Genomic DNA, 16,964 nt, shown 5'->3' with positions numbered 1-16,964 from the left:
AACCCCTTTAAGGATTTCTCATGCGTCCCTTTCAAAATGCCCTTCGCCACGTTGCCATCGTTTCATCGATCGTGTTACTCGGCGTCACCGCTGGTTGCTCGAAACCTGCCGACAAGCCCGGAGCAGCCACGCCGGCCACTTCGGTAAGCGCCTCTGCCCAGACCGGTTCAAAGCTGGGTGATTTGTCTGAGTTCCGTGCCATCGCCGCGAATGTCGCCGCGCTGGTCGATAAAAACGACCTGCCCGGGGCGAAAACCCGCATCAAGGATCTGGAAACGTCTTGGGACTCCGCCGAAGCCGGCATCAAACCCCGTGCCGCCAGTGACTGGCATGTGCTGGACAAAGCCATCGACCGGTCACTTGACGCCCTGCGCGCCAGCACGCCGAAGCAGAGCGATTGCAAGGCAACCATGGATGATCTGTTGAAAGCCTTCGATTCGATGAAAGGCAAACAGTGACCCACAACGCACAGGGTTAATCCGGTGGCGGACAAACATCGGCTCAGGTGCTTCAATACAGGCGCGACGGTCATGACCGTCGCGCTTTTTTTCGGAGCCGTCCATGCGAATCCTGCTGGTTGAAGATGACTCAATGATTGGCGATGCCATTCAAGGCGCGCTGAACGATGCGAGCTACGCCACCGATTGGGTCAAAAACGGACTCATCGCCCTGGCGGCGCTGGAAACCCATGTCTATGACCTGGTGTTGCTGGATCTCGGATTGCCCGGCAAAGACGGGCTCGATGTGCTCGATGGCATACGCGGGCGCAACAATCCGGTGCCGCTACTGATCATTACCGCCAGGGACAGTCTTGATGATCGCCTGCGCGGGCTCGACGGCGGTGCTGACGATTACTTGCTCAAACCCTTCGCCATGGCGGAGCTGCTAGCCCGTATCCGCGCGGTCTTGCGCCGTAAAGGCGGCAGCGCTCATTCACGGCTCGACAACGGCGTGGTGTCGCTGGACCTTCTCTCCAAACAAGCCAGCACCGCCGACATCCCCGACATTCAGCTTTCCAACCGTGAGTTCGCCTTGCTCCAGGCCCTGTTGATCCGGCCGGGCACCATTCTCTCACGCAGCGAACTTGAAGAGCGGATCTACGGCTGGGGCAATGAGGTGGAAAGCAACGCCGTGGAATTTCTGATACATGCTCTGCGGCGAAAACTGGGAAACCACATCATCAAGAATGTCAGGGGTATGGGATGGATGGTTTCAAAGAACGCTTGAATGACTCGGTGCAGGTCCGTTTGTCTGTAACGCTGTCGCTGGCCATCCTGATCGTCGCGGCATTGGCTGGTTTTTTCGCTTTTTTCTCTGCGATCAACGAGACACACGAAATGCAGGACGAGACCCTGCGCCAAGTGGCCATTCTTTTTGATCGGCAAAGGATGACCTTGCACTACCCTGTGGCGGAGCAAGTGGCCGGCGACGATGAAGAGTCCCGGGTGATCGTCCAATACCTGGCCGACAGCACCAAAGCGAGCGGCAGTGATGACGCCACAACGCCGCTGCCCTTCCCGACTGGCCTGGGCGATGGCTTCTCGACGTTGAGCGTTGCCGGTGAAAATTTCCGCGTACTGGTGAGAACAACGGCCAGTGGCGAACGCATCGTTGTCGCTCAAGAAGCAGACGTACGCGAAAAAGAGGCGCGAAAGAGCGCTTGGCGAAGTCTTTTGCCGTTTCTCATTCTGTTTCCGGTGCTGTTGCTGGTGGTGAGCGATCTGGTGCGCAAACTCTTCCGTCCCATAGCGACCCTTTCGGAGGAAATCGATCAGCGCGACGAGCAGGCGCTGCACCCTATCGACGAGAACCACCTGCCAACCGAGATCCGGCCTTTCGTGGTAGCCATCAATCGATTGTTGACGCGTGTCGCGCAATCCATGGAAACCCAGCGCCGCTTCATTGCCGATGCAGCCCACGAACTGCGTTCGCCGATGACCGCCCTGTCGCTACAAGCCGAGCGACTGTCGGCCATAGAAATGTCGGCAGCGGCCCATCAACGTTTGTTGCCATTGACCCAGGGCATTGAACGCAGCAGAAAATTGATCGATCAACTGCTGGCCCTGGCGAGCGCACAATCGAGCGCCGAGCGATCACAGGCATCTGTTTCAGTGCATGACATCTATCGACGGGTACTGGAAGACTTGCTGCCGCTGGCGGAGCGCCGACACATCGATATTGGTGTCGAAAGCTTCGAAGACGTGCAGGTCGTGGGCAACGAAATGGACCTCCTGATCCTGGTCAGGAATCTGGTGGACAACGCGATCCGTTATACCCCGGTGGGCGGGCGAGTTGATCTGGCGGTCGAAATGGCGGGTGAATCCGTGGTCCTTGAAGTCAAGGACTCGGGCCCGGGGATCAGCGCAGAAGAACAACTGCTGGTGTTCGATCCGTTTTACCGCAGTCTGGGAACCGATGAATCAGGCTCCGGGCTGGGTCTTGCGATCGTCAAAGCCATCGCTGACCGTATGGGAGCACACCTGCGATTGAGTTTTTCGGATGAAAAAAACAGGAGCGGATTGTGTGTTTCGGTCAGGTTGAAAAGAGCCAGGTAATACGCTGAAGCCGTGTTGCTCCGCGCCTTGCCGAGCGCGGACGGGCCAACGCCAGCAAGCTCCCGTGCCACGGGAACTTGCTTGAGCCGCCGGGTTTCAGTCGGTGCCGTATTTCGGCGAACGCGGCCCGTACAGCAACCCTGCGGGTTGACCTGCCGACAACAGCCGCGCACTGGTCACACCGGCAATCGGGTAACCGGCATCGGTGGAACTGTTGATCACCTGCTTGACCGCCGCAGTAATCAGCGCGCCAATCAAACCACCGCCGCTGTTGTTGTTGCCCTCTTCGCTCGACGCCCGGGCCGAGCCGGTCCACAGGGTGGTGCCGGTCTTGAGGTCGACCAGTTTCGCGGTGGCGGTCACCACGGTTTCGCTGCTGATGATCAAGTAGCGCGTACCGTAATCCGTCACGGTGATGTAGAGCGCCGCATCGGCACCGAAGATTTCCTGCAGTTTGTTGGCCGGTGCCTGATGGATATCTGCCGGCGTGGTCAGACCGTTCTGGCGAAATGTCTCATCGACCAGCGTGATCGGCAGCACGTAATAACCGGCTTCAGCCAACGGGAACGTAACTTGCGACAGCATGCTGTAGGACGCCTTGACGTCCGGTGAGTTGTTCAGCGGCGGCAGCACCAGAATGGTTTTCGGACGGGCCTGCTTGTACGCCGCATAGTCCACGGTCTTGGGGCTGACGCAACCGCCAAGCAGTGCCAGAGCCAGCAGCCCGGCCATCAGTTTCACTGAGCGCGCGATCATTGAGTCACTCCGGCCTTGGCGTTTTTAAGCAGAAAGTCCATGTAGGGCGTCGACTCGGGGAACAATGTCTTCTCGGTCCTGAATTGCTGCACCATCTGATCGTCCTTGCCCATGCTCAGGTACAACAGACCCAGGTGAGCGTGGTAGCCAGGAGGCGGCGTCTTGCCGGTGGAGCGGATCTTCTGCAGATCGCGCTCCAGCGCTTCGGCCTGTGCTTCCTTGGGTTGCTCACCCTTGAAGTACTCATAGACTTCAGGTTGGTAGCTTTCCCACTGGTAGAGGGTTTTCGGGCTGCTGCAACCGGCCAACAGACCGCTGGCCAGTAATGTCGACGCCATCAGCGCCCATTTCGCATACATCTTGAACATGCGTGTACCGCTCCTTGTCATCAAACCTTGATCAGTTGCCCGGTTTCCATGCACCGGCGTTCATGCCATCCACCAGACGATTGATCGCCTCGCGCATGGCCAGGTCGAGCACTTTGCCGTTGAGGGTCGAATCGTAGGCAGCGGTGCCGCCGAAGCCGATGATTTCCCGGTTGGACAACGCGTATTCGCCCGCACCCTGGGTCGAATACACCACTTCGGAAGTGCTGATATTGACGATGTTCAGGTTGACCTTGGCGTAGGCCACCTGGGTCTTGCCGCGACCGAGAATGCCGAACAACTGGTGATCGCCGGTCTCTTTGCGGCCGAACTCGGTGACGTCGCCGGTCACCACAAAATCAGCGCCCTTGAGTCGCTGGGACTGGCCCTTGATCGCGGCTTCCTGCTGGATCTCGCCCATGTTGTCGCGGTCCAGCACGCTGAAGCGATTGGTCTGCTGCAGGTGAGTGATCAGGATGGTCTTGGCCTGACCGCCGAGGCGATCCACGCCATCGGAGAAGATCCCGCGCATGTAGCTCGAACGGTTATCGAACTTGCCGACAGCCATCGGCACACGAACGCCGGCATACGCCACGCTGGCGCTTTCGACTTTGGCAATCGGCAAGGCTTGCGAGCTTTCGGTCGCACAGCCGGTCATGCTGCCCAACAGGGCAATCGCTGCCGCCGATACCAACATTCGAGAGATCATTCTCACTGCACATTCCTTTTGAAAAAACGGTTAATCCCGGCGCGACAATAGCCAGCCGCTGCGAGTGACAGCGGCGAAAAAAGCGAGGGGAATCGAATCGATGATCGACGTGCGGGACGTCGACGGACGGCATTATGCCAAAGTGCCATCATCGAAGACAGCGTTTAATTGTTTATTGGCGCCAACGTATTGGCCGCACCATGATCGGTCCCATGCTTCGCGTGGGAACGCCTCCCGTGACGCTCTGCGTCACAGCGGGGACGCGGAGCGTCCATGGCTGCAACGATCAATGGTGGAGATCAGCGGAAATCGCGGCTGCGCACGCTGATGCCGTCGAGCAAAGGACTCAGGTCGCTCAAGCGGCCGGCGATCAGGTGGCGCACCTCGCCTTCCTTTTCCCAGCGGCCATCGACCTTGAGCAGTTGCGAGCCGACCAGCACCTTGCGCTGCCGTTCTGCCAAGTCACGCCAGACAATGACGTTGACGTTGCCGAATTCATCTTCAAGGGTGACGAACGTCACGCCACTGGCAGTGCCCGGCCGTTGTCGCCCGGTGACCAGGCCGGCGACGCTGACCGGGCGGCCATGCTCGACGTCCATCAACTCTTTCGAACTGCGGCAACGCCGGGCTTTCAATTCACCGCGCAGCAAGGCCAGCGGATGCGGGCCGAGGGTGGTGCCGACACTGTTGTAATCGGCCAACAGGTCCTCGCCCACGGTGGGTTTGGGCAGCGACACCGCGTCCTCTTCCTGACTCGGCAGACCGGCGAACAAGCCCAGTTGCTTGTGCACCCCTGCCACTTCCCAGCGCGCCCGATGGCGGTCACCGGCCAGGCCTCGCAGCGCACCGGCATCGGCCAGTTGCTCCTGGGCGCGCGCATCGAGCTGCGCCCGCTCGCCCAGGTCGGCGATGTCGACAAATATTCCTTTCACCCTCGCCGCTTCGATGCGTCGGGCATCGTCCTCGCGAAAGCCCTTGATCATCCGCAGCCCCATGCGAATCGCCGGCTGCGCGCCACTGATCGGCTCCAGGCTGCAATCCCAGTCACTGGCGCGCACGTCCACCGGGCGGATCTGCAAATGATGCCGGCGCGCGTCCTGCAGGATCTGGTCCGGGCTGTAGAACCCCATCGGCCAGCTGTTGATCAGCGCACAAGCGAAGGCCGCCGGTTCGTGGCATTTGAGCCAGCAACTGGCGTAGGTCAACAAGGCGAAGCTGGCGGCGTGGGATTCAGGAAAACCGTAGCTGCCGAAGCCTTTGATCTGTTCGAAGATCTGCGCGGCAAACTCGGCCGTGTAGCCGTTTTTTTTCATGCCGGCGGCCAGGCGGTCCTTGTGCGGCTCCAATCCACCGTGACGCTTCCACGCCGCCATGGAGCGGCGTAACTGATCGGCCTCGCCGGGGCTGTAGTCGGCGGCGACAATCGCAATCTGCATCACCTGTTCCTGGAACAGCGGCACACCCAGGGTGCGTTTGAGCACGACTTCCAGCGCCGGGGACGGGTAAACCTCGGGCTCTTGCTTGTTTCGCCGGCGCAGGTACGGATGCACCATTCCGCCCTGAATCGGCCCCGGGCGGACGATGGCCACCTCGATCACCAGATCGTAAAACGTACGCGGCTTGAGTCTGGGCAGCATCGACATCTGCGCCCGGGACTCGATCTGGAACACGCCGATGGTGTCGGCACGGCCGATCATGTCGTAGGTGTGCGGGTCTTCGGACGGAATCGTCGCCAGGCTCAGGTCGAGATGGCGATGACGGCGCAGCAGATCAAAACAACGGCGAATCGCGCTGAGCATGCCCAGTGCCAGAATATCCACCTTGAGCAGTCCCACCGCGTCCAGATCGTCCTTGTCCCACTGAATGATGGTGCGTTCGGCCATGGCGGCGTTTTCCACCGGCACCAGGCTGTCCAGTGGCTGCTCGGAAATCACGAAGCCGCCGGGATGCTGGGACAGGTGCCGGGGAAAACCGATCAGTTGCCCTGTCAAGCTCAGCACCCGACGCAACACCGGGCTCTCGGGGTCGAAACCGCCCTCGATCAGGCGCTCCACCGGCGGTGTTGCATCACTCCAGTGACCGCAGCAATCGGCCAGCGCATTGATCTGGTCCGGCGGTAACCCCAGGGCCTTGGCCACATCACGCACCGCGCCGGCCGCGTGATACGTACTGACCACCGCCGTCAGCGCCGCGCGGGTTCGGCCATAGCGCTGGAACACGTACTGCAAGACTTCCTCGCGACGTTCGTGTTCGAAATCGACGTCGATGTCCGGCGGCTCGTTGCGTTCTTTGGAGAGAAAACGCTCGAACAGCAGCGTGGTGCGATCCGGATCGATTTCCGTGATGCCCAAGGCAAAACACACCGCCGAGTTGGCCGCTGAACCACGGCCCTGACACAGGATGTGTTGGTCACGGGCAAATCGCACAATGTCATGCACGGTCAGGAAGTAGCTTTCATAGCCTAGCTCGGCGATCAGTTGCAGTTCCTTGTCGATCTGCACCAGCACCTTGGCTTGCGGGCCTTTTGGCCAGCGCCACGCAATCCCCTCTTCGGTCAGATGACGCAGCCAGGACGTCGCCGTCAGGCCTTGGGGCACCAGTTCGCGGGGATATTGATAACGCAACTGGCTGAGGTCGAACGTGCAGCGCCGGGCGATGGTCAACGTTTCAGCGAGCAGCGCCTGCGGATAGATCGATTGCAGGGCTTCAAGGCTGCGCACATGTCGCTCGCCGTTCGGATGCAGCCGCAACCCGGCCTCGGCCACCGGCACGTGATGACGAATCGCGGTCATGGTGTCCTGCAAGGCGCGCCGGCCACGGGTGTGCATGTGCACATCGCCGCTGGCCACGGCCGGAATGCGCAGCTCCCTGGCCAGGGTCAGCAAGGCGTCCAGGCGCCCGCGGTCGTCCTGGCCGCAATGCAACTGCACCGTCAGCCACAAGCGCTCGGCGAAAGCCTGTTTCAACCAGTGGCCGCTTGCAAAATCATCGACAGCGTCCGGCACCCACAACGCCAGAAGCCCCGGCATGGCTTCGTTGAAGTCTTCGCGCAGGACCTGATACTGGCCTTTTTGCGTGCGCCGTCGCGCTCGGGTAATCAGCCGACACAGGGTCTGGTAACCCTCCAGGTTCTCCACCAGCAGCACCAGTTTCGGGCCGTCCTCGATGCGCATTTCGCTGCCGATGATCAGCGGCAGCTCCACCGACTTTGCGGCTTGCCAGGCGCGGACGATGCCGGCCAGGGTGCATTCATCAGTGATCGCCAGCGCCTGATAGTCGTGCTTTTTTGCCCGTTGAAACAGTTCCAGGGCACTGGAAGCACCGCGCTGGAAACTGAAGTTCGACAGGCAGTGCAACTCGGCATACCCGATGCTCATGCGAACCAGCCTTGCAGCCACAGCGGACCGCCCTCACCCACCGCACGATAGGCCCAGCCCTGCTGGCCGGAACGGGTTTCGACCAGGTAGTAGTCGCGACGCACATCATCGCCGTCCCACCAGCCGGATTCGATGCGCTCCGGTCCCATGAGAATGCGCGCCGATCCTTCATGGATCGCCAGTGGCTGCGTCAGCAACCAACCCGGACGCTGCACACCCGCCAACCCCGCACAGAGCTGATTGTCGACCCGCGCCTGCCAGGCGCACTCGGGCCGGTGGTCAGCCTGGAAGCGCAAGCCATGCACCGCGTCATCCCCGAGCCGCGCGCGCAAGCGTTCGCGCAGTTGTTCCCAGGGCAAGGACTGCTGCGGACGGTCGTCGAACAGTTCCTGACGCTGCGGGACGAAGCTTGGCAGGTCCTCGGCGCGCAGCCGAAAGCCGCGTACCGGCGCTTCGACTTGAACCTGCTCCAGTCGCCCACGGGCCAGTTCGAAGAGCATCGCCGGGTCACGCTCGGCGCTGAGCAGGCCGACCTTGATCACCGTGTCCGGCAAGCCTGCGTGTTCAAGGTGCAGGTCGAACCGCTGCACGCCACTGTCCCGGCCGCACAGAAACGCCGACAGATCACCGGTCAAGCGTCTTAACGGAAACAGCAGCGCCTGATGCGATTGCACGTCGAAGTTGAGTTCGATGCGTACATCGAAGCGGTCCGGCGGCAGGTAGAACGCCAGCGCCAGCCGACGTTCACCGAACAAGGCGTCCAGGTGCTTGAGCACCTGAGCCTCGAACCGCCGCGCCAGGCTATGACGCGGCAACGCTTGCACCTGGCCCAAGGTGCGCAGCCCCATGCGCGACAACGCCGTGGCTACCGCGGGTTCCAGAGCGATCCGGTCGACCGGCAACTGCCCGAGATGGTGTTGCAAGGCCTCGTTGTCCGGCACCACCAGACCGTCATAAACGTTGGCCAATACCCGCGCAGCCACCGGGTTGGGCGCGGCGACGATCCGATGACGAAAGCCCAGCTCGCCGAGTTCGGTGCGCAACCGCGCCTCGAACTGCGGCCAGGGCCCGAACAGTCCCATGCTGGATTCGATTTCAAACACCACGGCACGCGGGTAGTGGACGCTGACCTGCGAGCTGAAACGATAGGCCCATGCCGCCAGAAACTGTTGCCAGTGCTCGATCTCGGCGACGTCGTATTCAGCCGTGGCAAAGGCTTTGCTCAAGGCTTGCGCGGCGGTCATCGACTGCCCCGCACGCAAGCCCATGGCCCGCGCCGAAGCGTTCACCGCTTGCAGCACCCGACGCTGGGCCGGGCCGGTCAGCAGCGCCAATGGCTCATCAGGATCGGGACGCTGACGCAGCACCGCGTCCAGCGCCAATTGCGGAAAAAGAATGCACACCCAGCGCATGGCAACCTCAATGCCCCACGGGGAAGGCAATCGGTGCCGAACGCGCCAATCCGCCCCGGCACTTGAGCACGCGCAATTGCGCGGGCCTGGCATCGATGGCGATGCGCAGCGCGGCCGGTGACGGGTTGATCGCTTCATGGATCGAGCGGTAGGCGAACGCCAGGGTCGAGCCGGTTTCCGCCGCCACCTGCAAGCGCCGCAACGCCCTGTCATCAGCCTTGTGCGGCCAGCACAGCACCGCGCCGCAACTGCCTGAACGCAGGCATTGCTCCGCCGCCCACAGGGCATCGCGCTCGCTGGCCTGGATGATCGACAACTGGCGCAGATCGACCCCGGCGTTCTGCCAGGCCTGCGGATACGGTACGTAAGGCGGCGCCACCAGCACGATGCGTTCCCCGGCCGCCGACAGCCGCGCCAGCGCTGGCCACACCAGTTGCAGCTCGCCAACGCCCTGCCCGGCCAGGAGGATTTCGGTCAGCGCCGCTTCCGGCCATCCGCCGGTGGGCAACGCCGCGTCCAGCGCGGCATGCCCGGTGGGTTGCGGGCTGACCGCCGGTGGCGCAGGCCGGCCCTTCCAGACCTGGCCGCCATTGAACAGCGTATCCAACGCAACGACGGCGCCCATCACCCTTGCCTCACCAGACCGCAGAACACCCCTTCGATGGCCAGGTCCTGATCAGCCTCGACGATGATCGGCTTGTAGGCCGGGTTGCGTGGCAGCAACCGGACCTCGTCGCCACTTCGCTCGAAACGCTTGATGGTGACTTCGCCGTCGAGCCGCGCCACGACGATCTGGCCGTTGAGCGCCTCGGGATTGCGGTGCACTCCCACCAGATCACCATCGAGAATGCCGTCCTCGATCATCGAGTCGCCCTGCACCCGCAACATGTAATCGGGCACCCGCGAGAAAATCGACGGGTCCAGCAGCAAGCGGCTATGGACCTCGGCATCGGCACCGATCGGTGCACCCGCCGCCACCCGACCGAGAACCGGGACGTCCAGCAACTCGGGCCGCGTGGGCTGCCCGAGCAAACGGATGCCCCGGGCCTGATGCGCATTGACCTCGATAAACCCGGCCTCGGTCAGCGCCAGCACATGCTTGCGCGCCACGCTGCGAGAGGCAAAACCGAACGCCTCGCTGATTTCAGCGAGGCTGGGGGACTGACCGTGCTCCGCGATTCGATCACGGATAAAAGTCAGGATGGCGGTACGGCGGGGAGTTAAAGTCGTCATGGAGTACATTTGTACTCTTTCGGCTTTTTCCTGACAAGGACTTGTCTGCAGGAACTGACGAACGAGGCCCGAATGACATCGACACAAGCGAGCCTGCTCGCGATGAGACCGCCCAAGCAAAAGATGCTCGGGCTTATCGCCGCCGAAACAAAGGCCTGGGCTCAATCACTGAGCGCCCATACAACACGCTCATCCCTGCCAACCCCTTCAGCGCGTCCTCAGCGGATTTGTCCTCGCGCACGGCAAAACTGTCGAAACCGCATTGGCGCATATGGCTGAGTTGATCGCGCAATACATCGCCCACCGCGCGCAATTCGCCGGCCCAGCCCAGGCGTGTGCGCAGCAAGTACGCCTGACTGTAGCCGCGACCGTCACGAAAACTCGGGAAATCCAGGGCGATCAACGGCAGCTGCTCAAACCACGGTTTGAGGTTTTCCACCTCATCGTCAGGCCCGAGCCATACCGCTTGGTGCCCGGGATTCTTCAACCAGCGGGCCAGCGGCAGGATCACTGAACCGACGGGCAACTCACCCTCCAGCTCACGGATCAACCCCCACGGATCGTCAGCGACAATCCGCGCGACACCGTCCTCCAGTCGCAGCAGATTGTTCATGCCGTCACCTCCAGCAGCTTGGGATAAACCTGCTCCTTGAACGGCTCAAGACCAATGCGCTGCAAGGTGTCGACGAACAGTTCTTCGCTCTCGCGGTAACTGACAAACGTGGCGATGATGCGCTCGATCACCTCGGGCACTTCGGCAGCGTTGAAGGACGGGCCGATGACCTTGCCCAGTGCGCTGTTCTTGCCCTGGCTACCGCCGAGGGTGATCTGGTACCACTCGCTGCCGTTTTTATCGACGCCCAGGATGCCGATGTTGCCGATGTGGTGGTGGCCGCAGGCGTTCATGCAGCCGGAGATGTTCAGGCTGATATCCCCCAGGTCATGCAGGTAATCGAGATCGTCGAAGCGCGCCTGGATCGCTTGGGCAATCGGGATCGATTTGGCGTTAGCCAGTGCGCAGAAGTCGCCGCCGGGGCACGCGATGATGTCGGTCAGCAAACCAATGTTGGCGCAGCCCAACCCCTGTTCGCAGGCCAGGCACCACAGCGTGTAGAGATCGGCCTTAGGCACATCCGGCAGCACGATATTCTGCTCGTGGGCGATGCGAATTTCGCCGAAACCGAACTGCTCCGACCACTCGGCCACGGCTTGCATCTGCTCGGTGGTGACGTCTCCCGGCGGCGAGGCAATGCCCGGTTTGGTCGACAGCACCACGCTGGTGTAACCCGCGACCTTGTGCGGCTGGACATTGCGAGAGACCCAGCGGGCGAACGCGGGGTTGTCGGCCAGTCGGGTGCCGAATTCCAGGTCGGTATCAGACAGCGAACGGTAGTCGGGCGCCACGAAGGCACTGGCGACACGCTCATATTCGGCATCGGTCAATTGCGCCGGACCGTCCTTGAGGTACTGCCACTCCTCTTCCACTTCCTTGGCGAACGCGTCAATGCCCAGGGCTTTGACCAGAATCTTGATCCGCGCCTTGTACTTGTTGTCGCGCCGACCGTGGCGGTTGTAGACCCGCAGCACCGCCTCGACATAGGACAGCAAATGCTGCCACGGCAAACCCTCGCGAATCTGCAAACCAAGGATCGGCGTGCGCCCCAACCCACCGCCCACGATGACCCGCAGCAACATTTGCCCGCGGTCGTCGCGATAAAGATACAGGCCGATGTCATGCATCATGATCGCCGCGCGGTCCTGCTCCGCCGAGCAGATGGCGATCTTGAACTTGCGCGGAAGGAACAGGAACTCGGGGTTGATGGTCGACCACTGGCGCAGGATTTCCGCCAGCGGACGCGGGTCCATCAGCTCGTCCGCCGCCACCCCGGCAAAGGCTTCGGTGGTGATGTTGCGCACGCAATTGCCAGAAGTCTGGATCGCGTGCATCTCGACCTGCGCCAGGCGTTCGAGAATGTCCGGCACCTGAGCCAGTTCGATCCAGTTGAACTGCATGTTCTGCCGGGTGGTGAAGTGGCCATAACCGCGATCGTAGTCGCGGGCGATGCTCGCCAGCGTGCGCATCTGCCCGGCATTGAGCGTGCCGTAAGGAATCGCCACGCGCAGCATGTAGGCGTGTTTTTGCATGTACAGGCCGTTCTGCAAACGCAATGGCAGGAATTCTTCTTCGCTCAGCTCGCCGGCCATGAAACGTTCGACCTGATCGCGAAACTGCGCAACCCGCTCGAAGACCAGGGCCCGGTCATAGTCGTCGTACTGATACATGTGGCTACCTCATCAGGGTGGATCGGGCTCTGCGGCCGATACTGGTCAACACACAAGTCCCTGTGGGAGTGAGCCTGCTCGCGATGGCGGAAGGTCAGCCAACCAAGGTGTTGAATGCCAGACCGCTATCGCGAGCAGGCTCACTCCTACAGGTTTTGTGTTGTGGCCCATTTGTAGGGGGACTATGGACCTGCGGCGCAGCGCGTTACAGATTCACCTGAGCGCTAAAAAACCGTATCAGGCTGTCTCAGATGAGCCCACGCCGGCCTCGAATCTGATCCGCATAAATGAAGTTTTCCTGACTCTGTTTTGTTTTCGACAGGGTTTCTACAGTGCAAGACTTTGCAACCGTGGAAGCATTGACCATGAGCACAGCAACAATCACACAGGCCTACAACTACAAGGTCGTGCGCCAATTCGTCGTGGCAACCATCGTCTGGGGTGTCGTGGGGATGGCGATGGGCGTGTGGATCGCCTCGCAACTGGTGTGGCCCGAGATGAACCTCGACCTGCCGTGGACCACCTTCGGCCGCTTGCGTCCGCTGCACACCAGCCTGGTGATTTTCGGCTTTGCCGGCAGCGCGCAATTCGCCGCCAGTTACTACGCGGTGCAGCGCACCTGTCAGGTGCGGCTGTACTCGGACACACTGGCCGCGCTCACGTTTTGGGGCTGGCAATCGGTGATCGTGGTGATGCTGGTCACCCTGCCGCTGGGCTACACCACCACCAAGGAATACGCCGAGATCGAGTTCTCCGGCGCGGTGTGGATGACCGTGGTCTGGGTCGCTTACGCCATCGTCTTCTTCACCACCGTGGTGCGACGCAAGACCAGACACATTTACGTCGGCAACTGGTTCTTCGGCGCGTTCATCGTCGTGATCGCCATGCTGCACGTGGTCAATCACCTGTCGATTCCAGTGGACTGGTTCAAGTCCTACCCGGTGTATTCCGGGGCCACCGACGCCATGGTGCAATGGTGGTACGGGCACAACGCCGTGGGCTTTTTCCTGACCACCGGATTCCTCGGGATGATGTATTACTTCGTGCCCAAACAGGTGGGGCGGCCGGTGTATTCCTATCGGTTGTCGATCGTGCATTTCTGGGCGCTGATCACCCTGTACATCTGGGCCGGTCCGCACCACTTGCACTACACCGCACTGCCGGACTGGGCGCAGTCGCTGGGCATGGCAATGTCGCTGATCCTGCTGGCACCGAGCTGGGGCGGCATGATCAACGGCATGATGACGCTCTCGGGCGCCTGGCATAAGTTGCGCACCGACCCGATCCTGCGCTTTCTGGTGCTATCCCTGGCCTTCTACGGCATGTCGACCTTCGAAGGACCGATGATGGCGATCAAGACGGTCAATGCCCTCTCCCACTACACCGACTGGACCATCGGCCACGTCCACGCCGGTGCGCTAGGCTGGGTAGCGATGATCACCTTCGGCGCCATTTACCACATGGTGCCGAAAGTCTTCGGACGAGAGCAGATGTTCAGCACGCCACTGATCAACGCGCACTTCTGGCTGGCGACCATCGGCACCGTGCTGTACATCGCCTCGATGTGGGTCAACGGCATCACCCAAGGCTTGATGTGGCGGGCAATCAACGACGACGGCACGCTGACCTACTCGTTCGTCGAAGCGTTGCAGGCCAGCCATCCGGGGTACGTGGTGCGCTTTGTCGGCGGATTGTTCTTCCTCAGCGGGATGCTGCTGATGGCTTACAACGTGTGGCGCACCGTGCGGGTTTCGGACGTGGCGCTGGCTGAACGTGACGCGCAGATTGCGTGAGGCAAGGAGCCTGGAATGTTTGAAGTGTTATTGAATGTGATGGCGGTGCTGGGGCTTTGGCTCGGAGTCGAGTATTGCCTGAAGCGGGAGACCACGCAGAGTCTGGAGGATGCCAGTCTGATTCCGTTTGCGGATGATCCCGAGGTAGCGCGGCGAGTGGAATTGGCCACCGGGAAAACGGTGAAGGCAGTGGCGCCGGAAGTGCTGAAACCTGGCTGGGGAAACCTGGAAATCTAACCCACCACAAATCCACTGTGGGAGCGAGCCTGCTCGCGATGGCGGTTGATCAGCCAACATACATGTTGATTGATAAATTGCTATCGCGAGCAGGCTCGCTCCCACAGGGTTATGTGTCAGGTCAGAAGATTCAGCCGCGCTCGCGGGGAATCAGACTCTGCAGTTGCTGCGCCAGGAAATTCGCATCGAAAGCAAAGGTATCCGGGTCTTTAAGGCCGTTGGTCTTGCGCCACTGCCAATGGGTCGCGGGTGGCAGGCACACCAGCGAAATGCTGCCATAGCGCGCCGCCGTCAAGCCCATCACCGCCAATGAAATCTGACCACCCACGCCCATCACGTCCGGCACGAACTCCACCGGTTTGCCGGCGATCACGATACTCAGCTTTTCAGTCTTGAACGTGGACGTCTCGACCGGAACGCTCGGCCCTGACGCGACATACGCCTCGCGGCTCACTTCCAGCAGATTGGGTGCCTGGACCGGTTCCAGCCACAGCTGGATCTGATCGAACAGTTCACCAATGCGCGTCGCCCACACGGCCGATTGCGACTCAAACAGTTGCTTCTTGTGCGCTTCGCTTTCTGCATAGTGGCGAAGCATCTCGCCCAGTTGCTGTACGTCGTCCATCGCGGTGTTCCTTTGGTTGAAGCGGTGCTGCGGACATTGAGCATGGCAGATGCGCGCTGGCGGCGTACGACTAAAAGCGCGAACGGTACTGGCTGGGGGTCATGGCCAGGTATTTGCGAAAGGCGCTGCCCATGTGGGACTGATGGGCGAACCCCGCATCCAGGGCGATGCTGGCCAGGTTCAGGTCGCTGCATTCGATCATCCGGCGAGCCGCCTGAAGCCGCATTTCAACCAGGTAGGCGTGGGGTGTCAGGCCGATGGCCTGGGTGAAATCGCGTAGAAAACGCAGCGTATTGTGCCCGTAAGTGTCGGCCAGTTGTTCCAGTGTCAGGGGCTGGTGGAACTGCTCGGCGATCTGATCCAGGACCCGGGCAAAGGATATCGGCGCAACCTTCTCTGGCGCTTCGGTTGCCGGCTGGGTCAGGCCAACAAAACCCAGGGCGCATTGTTCAAGCGCCAACTGGTCGGGTTGCACGGCCAGCAACAGCCGCCGCATTTCGCGCGCAAGGGTCAGCGCGCGGCGATTGCCTGAAGACTGCACACGATGGTTGACGGCGGGTAACTGCTGACTGGCAAACGGTTCGTCGAGGCGCATCAGCAGGTATTCACCGCCGCTGGCGGACTCTGAGAACACCTCGACACCGATCGGTGTGTAGGCCAGGACGCCCGGCCAGGTATCAAAATCCACGCGGCGGTCGGAATCGATGGCGTGCACGCCTTGCTGACGTTCCAGCGTCACCCCGAGGGTCTGTGACTGTGCCGCATCACGCGCGCTGTAGGCGGCACGGGGCAAGAGTTGCAGGCAAACACTGCCACCGAACAATCGCTGGCTCATGACGTCAGGCATGTGAAATTTCCTGATAGATCGAAACCGGGATCCACTGGACACTCTCTCGCAAAGGGTAGCCAACAAACAGGAGCACGCCATGCGCACCATCGGCCTTATCGGCGGCATGAGCTGGGAGTCCAGCGCCGAGTATTACCGTCTCGTCAATCAACAGGTACGCGACCGGCTAGGACCATTGCGTTCGGCGAAATTGCTAATGTACAGCGTCGACTTCGGGCCTGTCGAACAGGCTCAGCATGCCGGGCGCTGGGACGATGCCGCAGCGATTCTGGTGGACGCGGCGCAGCGTTTGGAGGCTGGCGGCGCGGAGTGCGTGGTGCTGTGTACCAACACCATGCACAAAGTGGCCGGGCAGATTCAGGCCGCGATCAGCATTCCGTTTTTGCACATTGCCGATCCGGCGGGCCAGGCAGCGGTCGATGCCGGGGCGCTGACGGTCGGCTTGCTGGGCACGGCGTTTACCATGGAACAGGACTTTCTCAAGGATCGCCTGATCGCGAAGGGCCTGACGGTGCTGGTGCCGGAAGCCGAAGAGCGTCAAGCCGTGCACCGGATCATTTATGAGGAGTTGTGCGTCGGCGTGATCAGCGAGGCGTCACGCAAGGTGTATCAAGAGGTCATCAAGTCACTGACCCGACGCGGCGCCCAGGCGGTCATCCTCGGCTGTACCGAAATCGGTCTGCTGATCAAACCCGAGCACAGCGCCCTGCCCCTGCTCGACACCACCGAACTGCATGCGCAGGCGGCGGTGGCGTTTGCGTTGGGCGACTGA

17 protein-coding genes are annotated in these 16,964 nt (G+C 61.4%); 6 read left to right on the top strand and 11 right to left on the bottom strand.

Features of this window, described 5'->3' with window-relative positions; translation table 11 throughout:
- Nucleotides 1–20 precede the first annotated feature (20 nt).
- The 3 genes from QRN31_RS21815 (at nt 21) to QRN31_RS21805 (ending at nt 2,555) form a co-directional block, all read left to right on the top strand.
- Entirely contained in the window at nt 21–458 is a 438-nt protein-coding gene (locus QRN31_RS21815) for a hypothetical protein (protein WP_285434488.1), read from the top strand.
- Nucleotides 459–561: 103 nt separating this feature from the next.
- Nucleotides 562–1,227, top strand: coding sequence for a response regulator (locus QRN31_RS21810; RefSeq protein ID WP_285434486.1), 666 nt, complete (start codon nt 562–564; stop codon nt 1,225–1,227).
- Nucleotides 1,203–2,555 carry an ATP-binding protein gene (locus tag QRN31_RS21805; protein WP_285434485.1) on the top strand — a complete coding sequence of 451 codons (1,353 nt, stop codon included), beginning with the start codon at nt 1,203–1,205 and terminating at the stop codon, nt 2,553–2,555. The genes QRN31_RS21810 and QRN31_RS21805 overlap by 25 nt, the downstream gene beginning before the upstream one ends.
- A gap of 96 nt (nt 2,556–2,651) precedes the next feature.
- Here the strand turns inward: QRN31_RS21805 and QRN31_RS21800 are convergent, their stop codons facing one another.
- From QRN31_RS21800 to nirA, 9 genes are all read right to left on the bottom strand, one after another.
- Nucleotides 2,652–3,311 carry a DUF799 domain-containing protein gene (locus tag QRN31_RS21800; protein ID WP_090183372.1) on the bottom strand — a complete coding sequence of 220 codons (660 nt, stop codon included), beginning with the start codon at nt 3,309–3,311 and terminating at the stop codon, nt 2,652–2,654.
- Nucleotides 3,308–3,679: a DUF4810 domain-containing protein gene (locus QRN31_RS21795; RefSeq protein WP_285434484.1), complete on the bottom strand. Its 372-nt coding sequence runs from the start codon at nt 3,677–3,679 to the stop codon at nt 3,308–3,310. Before QRN31_RS21795 ends, QRN31_RS21800 begins: the two co-directional genes overlap by 4 nt.
- 31 nt (nt 3,680–3,710) lie before the next feature.
- Nucleotides 3,711–4,385, bottom strand: a complete 675-nt coding sequence (locus QRN31_RS21790; protein WP_285434523.1) for a CsgG/HfaB family protein — start codon at nt 4,383–4,385, stop codon at nt 3,711–3,713.
- A 299-nt stretch (nt 4,386–4,684) separates the two neighbouring features.
- Complete coding sequence (locus tag QRN31_RS21785; RefSeq protein ID WP_285434483.1) at nt 4,685–7,762, bottom strand: error-prone DNA polymerase; 3,078 nt, start codon at nt 7,760–7,762, stop codon at nt 4,685–4,687.
- On the bottom strand, nt 7,759–9,174 hold the full coding sequence (locus QRN31_RS21780) for a Y-family DNA polymerase (protein WP_285434482.1): 1,416 nt from the start codon (nt 9,172–9,174) through the stop codon (nt 7,759–7,761). Before QRN31_RS21780 ends, QRN31_RS21785 begins: the two co-directional genes overlap by 4 nt.
- Before the next feature lie 7 nt (nt 9,175–9,181).
- Nucleotides 9,182–9,799 (bottom strand): translesion DNA synthesis-associated protein ImuA, encoded by a 618-nt coding sequence (imuA, locus tag QRN31_RS21775; RefSeq protein WP_090183365.1) that lies wholly within the window; start codon nt 9,797–9,799, stop codon nt 9,182–9,184.
- Entirely contained in the window at nt 9,799–10,416 is a 618-nt protein-coding gene (lexA, locus tag QRN31_RS21770; protein WP_285434480.1) for a transcriptional repressor LexA, read from the bottom strand. Before lexA ends, imuA begins: the two co-directional genes overlap by 1 nt.
- Nucleotides 10,417–10,540: 124 nt before the next feature.
- Nucleotides 10,541–11,020 (bottom strand): DUF934 domain-containing protein, encoded by a 480-nt coding sequence (locus QRN31_RS21765; protein ID WP_285434479.1) that lies wholly within the window; start codon nt 11,018–11,020, stop codon nt 10,541–10,543.
- The gene (gene nirA, locus QRN31_RS21760; protein ID WP_285434478.1) at nt 11,017–12,690 is read right to left on the bottom strand and encodes a nitrite reductase NirA; all 1,674 of its coding nucleotides are present in this window, start codon (nt 12,688–12,690) and stop codon (nt 11,017–11,019) included. Before nirA ends, QRN31_RS21765 begins: the two co-directional genes overlap by 4 nt.
- 365 nt (nt 12,691–13,055) lie before the next feature.
- Between nirA and ccoN the strand changes: the two genes are divergently transcribed.
- Nucleotides 13,056–14,483 (top strand): cytochrome-c oxidase, cbb3-type subunit I, encoded by a 1,428-nt coding sequence (gene ccoN / locus QRN31_RS21755; protein ID WP_285434477.1) that lies wholly within the window; start codon nt 13,056–13,058, stop codon nt 14,481–14,483.
- 15 nt (nt 14,484–14,498) lie between these two features.
- Nucleotides 14,499–14,720, top strand: coding sequence for a cbb3-type cytochrome c oxidase subunit 3 (locus QRN31_RS21750; protein WP_222586382.1), 222 nt, complete (start codon nt 14,499–14,501; stop codon nt 14,718–14,720).
- A 130-nt stretch (nt 14,721–14,850) separates the two neighbouring features.
- Here QRN31_RS21750 and QRN31_RS21745 read toward each other — a convergent pair whose 3' ends face one another.
- Nucleotides 14,851–15,345: a hypothetical protein gene (locus tag QRN31_RS21745; protein ID WP_285434476.1), complete on the bottom strand. Its 495-nt coding sequence runs from the start codon at nt 15,343–15,345 to the stop codon at nt 14,851–14,853.
- A gap of 70 nt (nt 15,346–15,415) precedes the next feature.
- A complete protein-coding gene (locus QRN31_RS21740) occupies nt 15,416–16,192 on the bottom strand; it encodes a helix-turn-helix domain-containing protein (protein ID WP_285434474.1) in 777 nt (258 codons plus the stop codon).
- A 79-nt stretch (nt 16,193–16,271) separates the two neighbouring features.
- Here QRN31_RS21740 and QRN31_RS21735 point away from each other — a divergent pair, with 79 nt between their 5' ends.
- Entirely contained in the window at nt 16,272–16,964 is a 693-nt protein-coding gene (locus QRN31_RS21735) for an aspartate/glutamate racemase family protein (RefSeq protein WP_285434473.1), read from the top strand.

Origin of the sequence: Pseudomonas sp. fls2-241-R2A-110 (assembly GCF_030209165.1) — a bacterium.
In the GTDB taxonomy this organism is placed as follows: domain Bacteria; phylum Pseudomonadota; class Gammaproteobacteria; order Pseudomonadales; family Pseudomonadaceae; genus Aquipseudomonas.
This window is presented reverse-complemented; position numbering and strand designations above follow the sequence as displayed.